At 50.3% G+C, this 4,560-nt stretch carries 6 protein-coding genes and 1 pseudogene; 3 read left to right on the forward strand and 4 right to left on the reverse strand.

Features of this window, described 5'->3' with window-relative positions:
• Positions 1-78: IS3 family transposase (locus AZ602_RS09790; protein ID WP_146025225.1), on the forward strand; the 78-nt coding region annotated here is incomplete at its 5' end.
• A gap of 103 nt (positions 79-181) precedes the next feature.
• On the opposite strand, the gene AZ602_RS09795 is transcribed toward AZ602_RS09790, so the two are convergent.
• The 3 genes from AZ602_RS09795 to AZ602_RS09805 form a co-directional block, all read right to left on the reverse strand.
• Complete coding sequence (locus AZ602_RS09795; RefSeq protein WP_103034732.1) at positions 182-547, reverse strand: hypothetical protein; 366 nt, start codon at positions 545-547, stop codon at positions 182-184.
• 218 nt (positions 548-765) lie between these two features.
• The gene (locus AZ602_RS09800; RefSeq protein ID WP_103034733.1) at positions 766-1,011 is read right to left on the reverse strand and encodes a hypothetical protein; all 246 of its coding nucleotides are present in this window, start codon (positions 1,009-1,011) and stop codon (positions 766-768) included.
• A gap of 11 nt (positions 1,012-1,022) precedes the next feature.
• Complete coding sequence (locus tag AZ602_RS09805; RefSeq protein WP_227525217.1) at positions 1,023-2,087, reverse strand: DNA/RNA non-specific endonuclease; 1,065 nt, start codon at positions 2,085-2,087, stop codon at positions 1,023-1,025.
• Between the two features lie 103 nt (positions 2,088-2,190).
• Between AZ602_RS09805 and mutY the strand changes: the two genes are divergently transcribed.
• Entirely contained in the window at positions 2,191-3,393 is a 1,203-nt protein-coding gene (gene mutY / locus AZ602_RS09810; protein WP_103034734.1) for an A/G-specific adenine glycosylase, read from the forward strand.
• A 65-nt stretch (positions 3,394-3,458) separates the two neighbouring features.
• Here mutY and AZ602_RS09815 read toward each other — a convergent pair whose 3' ends face one another.
• Positions 3,459-4,418 (reverse strand): polyprenyl synthetase family protein, encoded by a 960-nt coding sequence (locus AZ602_RS09815; RefSeq protein ID WP_103034735.1) that lies wholly within the window; start codon positions 4,416-4,418, stop codon positions 3,459-3,461.
• A gap of 60 nt (positions 4,419-4,478) precedes the next feature.
• On the opposite strand from AZ602_RS09815, the pseudogene AZ602_RS09820 reads away from it, so the two are divergent.
• Positions 4,479-4,560: pseudogene (locus AZ602_RS09820) on the forward strand (IS1595 family transposase); the annotation flags it as partial.

The following is a 4,560-nucleotide window of genomic DNA, read 5'->3' on the forward strand; positions in this document are numbered from 1 at the left end:
AATCATGATAGAATAAAAGTAAAATTAAAAGGACTGAGTCCTGTACAATACAGAACTCAGTCCTTTATTAAACCTTAACCGTTAATCTTAAACTGGTGTCTAAGAATTGGGGGTCGGTTCAAATATACGGTGTATTTTTTTGCATCATGCTTGATGCAGCTTACTCAGTATGAATTTAAACTTATTGACGCACGCCTGTTTGGGTGCCAGCGATGCTCTTGATGGTGATGTTATTGCCATTCACCGTGATATTTACATTGCCTTTGATTGGCAGCGTTGGGTGCGCGCCTTTGCCTTTATATTTGCCGCCGCCTTGGCTGCTGATGTCAGTCAAAACAGTCGCGCCTTCGCGTTTTTTGGCTTTATCAGTCAAACCCTTGGTCATCACGCCAACATAGTTATTGCCCGACTGGCTGATGGTGAGGATGGCTTTTTCTTCACCTTTTTCGCTCATTTTCCATTTACCAACGATAGGGTCGGCTGCCATTGCGCTTGCTGATACCAACAAACCTGCGCCCAATGCGATGATTTTGCTGCTAAGTTTCATAATAAACTCCTTTTTCTTGCCCGTGACTGAGACAGTCATGAAAGTGATGGCTGATATTGACTATACAAATATTTCATTTGAAAGCTTATTGGCATTATAACCAAGCTTTGGACGATTTGTAAATACTTTTTGGTAACTTTTTGTGAGTTTTTGCTGCTGATCATCAGTGCGCTGCCGAAGCTGATACAGCTTGGGAGTCGCCAGTTTTGGCTTGATAATCATGCAAAAGGATTGTCAATGCGCTCAGGCGATGGCGGGGCGCTGTGATCTTGGGCGGTGATGGGCTGCTCCAACGCCAAAATCAGTGCTTGAGCAAATTCATGCAAGGCTTTGGCTTGGGTGAGTCCGTCTTGGTCTGGGCGAATGATCAGCTCGCCATAGATCTGTATGGAATCTAGGCCATTTTCGATACACAGTCCGCCGATGTTCAGCACTTGGCTGTCGTTTTTGAAGGGGTCAATCATCATAAGTTCCATTAGGCACGATTTAAAAATTCCACCACATAGCGTACAGCACTGACAGCAAATTGTAGCCAGCTTTTGCTTTGGCTGTCCAGTAGCACGCGCTCGGCTTGGGCTTCGTTCATGGGCTGTGGCAGCGTATGGGCGATTTGGCGGATGTCCTTGGATAGGGCAGGCATGGCATTGATGCCTGTGCGCTCGGCCAGCTCATCTAAGCTGATGATCTGATAACTGCCCGTGCTGTCATTTGCAGAAAAATAAACGCCAGCGGCCGATAGGCTTGGGATATACACCGCCTTAAAAAAATGACTCGGCACCAACACGCGACCACCGATGCGTTCGCTCGTGTTCCCCAAAAATGCCACGCCCGTCACCACGAACACCTCATCATGCTGCATGGCTAGGGTGCGAGTGGCGATCTCGATATGGCGCCAGACATTGCGGTTGTGCTCGCCATTTTGGGGAGCGATATTGGCAAGGCTAAAGCTTGCATACTGAGCATCTGGATTTGGCATATCGCCATTGGGTGCGATGTGGCCGCGGTCAAAACCTGAGCGGCGATAATCGGCAAGTTCGGCGCGTTCGGCCGCCGGCAGACGCAGCTCAGGGCGAAAGCTGTCGGAGCGCACCAGTGTTCTGGCATCACGCACGCGTGCCTTGGTCAGATGCGAGGCAGACCACAGCGGTGTACGAGCAATGCCTGAATGCAGCGTGGCAAAACCCTCAAAGCACAACGCACGCACCATAGCGCTTAAGCGTTCGCCTTGACGACCCACCAAGGTTGGTGCTGTCTGTTCGGCAAATTGGTCGCGGCAGTCAACAAACTCATCATCAAAGCTCTGCACACTGATGGAAATGCCTTGTTGGGCTTCATCTGCGCTACTTTGATATAATTGGTCGCGCTCGGTGCTTTTGATCAGGGTCTGTTTGATGGTGGTGCTGACTGTGCTGCCGATCTCCTCAAGCACTTGGGGTGAGGTGGTGGCGTGTACAGGCGATGCCAAAAATATCAAACAAGCAGCGATGGTAAAGGGCTTTGAGTGGTTTTTGGGCGGCATTGGGGTGGCTGAATCTGTCATGTGGCCATGGTAGGCAGGATGGGTCATTAAATTGGCTGTCGGTGATTGTAATTGGTGCTAAAGCTTTTTATAATGCAAATTTTTATTTTAACAGCTTTTTGATATGACAACAACCAAAAGCGATGAGCTGATGGCAGCTTATCCAGCCATAGATGATTTGACGAGCTTTGGCGCTCGGGTGCTTGAATGGTTTGAGCGCGAGGGCAGGCATGATTTGCCGTGGCAATATCATCAGCACAGCAGCGCCGATATCTATGCCGTCTGGCTGTCTGAGATCATGCTCCAGCAGACACAGGTGGCAACGGTGCTGGGCTATTATGAACGATTTTTGCAGCGTTTTGGGACGGTGGAGGCGCTGGCATCGGCCGATTGGCAAGAGATCGCGCCTTATTGGGCAGGGCTTGGCTACTATGCACGCGCCCGAAATCTTCATGCAGGCGCCAAACAAGTGGTGGCATTTATCCATCAAAACCATCGATTTCCTCAGACCGTGGATGAATGGCAAGCCATCAAAGGTGTCGGGCGCTCGACAGCAGGCGCGATCGTGGCTATGGGCGTGCGCGGCTTTGGGGTGATCTGTGACGGTAATGTTAAGCGCGTACTGGCACGCCATCGCGGCATCACTGATGATATCACCAAGAGCGCCACCGATGCCAAGCTGTGGACGCTTGCCACTGCATTGACGCCGCGCGATCACAGCGGCAAATACGCCCAAGCAATGATGGATCTGGGCGCAACCATTTGCACGCGCACCAAGCCCAAATGCGAGCGCTGCCCTGTATCAAAAGACTGTATTGCTCATAAACATGGCAGTCAGCACCTATTGCCCATTAAGAAAAAAGCTGCACCCAAGCCGCATCGCCACAGTGCCGTGATCAGAGTGCATCATCAAGGACAAGATCTGTGGATTCATCGCCAAAATGGTGGCGGTATTTGGGATGGTCTGTGGTGCTTGCCGCTGCTACCTCTGGCAAGTGATGCCAAAAGTGGGCTTGATGCACAAGCGTTCAAAGAGACTGTGATGAGAGCTTGGCAAACCGATGACGGTGAGGATCTCATGGTGTCAGGATTCACCGAGCTGCTGCCGCTGATGACCACACCGACAGCCAGTCTGCGCCATACGCTCACGCATTTTCATTGGCATCTGTATCTGCTGACTTGGGTGGTGGATGAGACCAGTGTTCAAAACATCAATCAGATGCTCGATGCGATGGGTGTGGAATATCAATGGCATACAGGGACAGATCTGGCCAAGCCTGTCGCGATGACAAAGCTTGTGACCAAGACTAACTCACGGTCGGATTAGCGGATATGATCAAGTGCATCTGTTAAATGGATGGCTTTAGGCTTGGTGATCGGTCAGTCATCGGGCTAAAATTGGCGCCGCTGTAGCCAGTCGATGAGTTGGATTAATAAGTTGTTATCACCAAAATCCGCCACTTGTGCGCGCGCATCATCAAATAAACTAGTGGCGTATTGTTGGGCTGATTCGATGCCTAACAGTTTGACATAAGTTGATTTTTCAAGCTTTTCATCACTGCCAGCAGGCTTGCCGAGAGTTGCGGTATCGGCGATGACATCCAGCACATCATCTTGAACTTGAAAAGCCAATCCCACCTGCTGAGCATAGATGCTAAGGCGATGCAGCTGATCACGGTCAGCGCCAGCACAGATGCCACCCATCAGCACCGCCGCCTCAATCAGTGCGCCTGTCTTATCGCGGTGAATCGCCTCAAGCGATGTTTGATCGATGCTCTGTCCTTCTGCTTGTATATCCAGCATCTGTCCTGAGACCATTCGCCGAGCGCGCGGCGCCAGAGTTTGGCTTAAGTGCAGGCTGACATCAGTTGCTGCAGCATTCGCTTGATAAGTAGCGCCCAAAGACTCAAAAGCAATCGACAGCAGCGCATCACCAGCCAACAGCGCCACCGCCTCACCATAGACCACATGGCAAGTCGGCTGTCCGCGGCGAAGCGCATCATCATCCATGCAAGGCAGATCATCATGCACCAAAGAATAGCCATGAATCAGCTCCACTGCCGCCATCGCACGATAAACCATCGCCATCTGCTCGGCAGTATTTGATGCAGAGGAACAGACCGTCAAAAAACTTGCCAATACCAATAATGGCCGCACGCGTTTGCCGCCATTATACATCGCATAACGACACGCAGCATTCAATGGCTCGGGCAGTGCCGCTGCCGTCAGCACGATATCAAAGATCTTGGGCAAAGCATCCTGCTGCCACTGCTGCAACTGCGATAAGTCGTCGATGGACAAGACAGACTGTGTCAAGAAGTGATCGGCGCTAAAAATGGACGAGGTATTCATGGCATCATCAAAAAAAAATTAGGGGCTGTACTAGAATAACTCTCATGTTATACTAGTTTTATGAAGATAACCCATTGTAAACTAAGTAAAAAAGTACAAAAAAGACTGCTTGAATTTTTTGTACTTGAAGTTACTGCTCGTT

This window comes from Moraxella sp. RCAD0137 (assembly GCF_002894025.1).
GTDB lineage: Bacteria > Pseudomonadota > Gammaproteobacteria > Pseudomonadales > Moraxellaceae > Moraxella > Moraxella porci.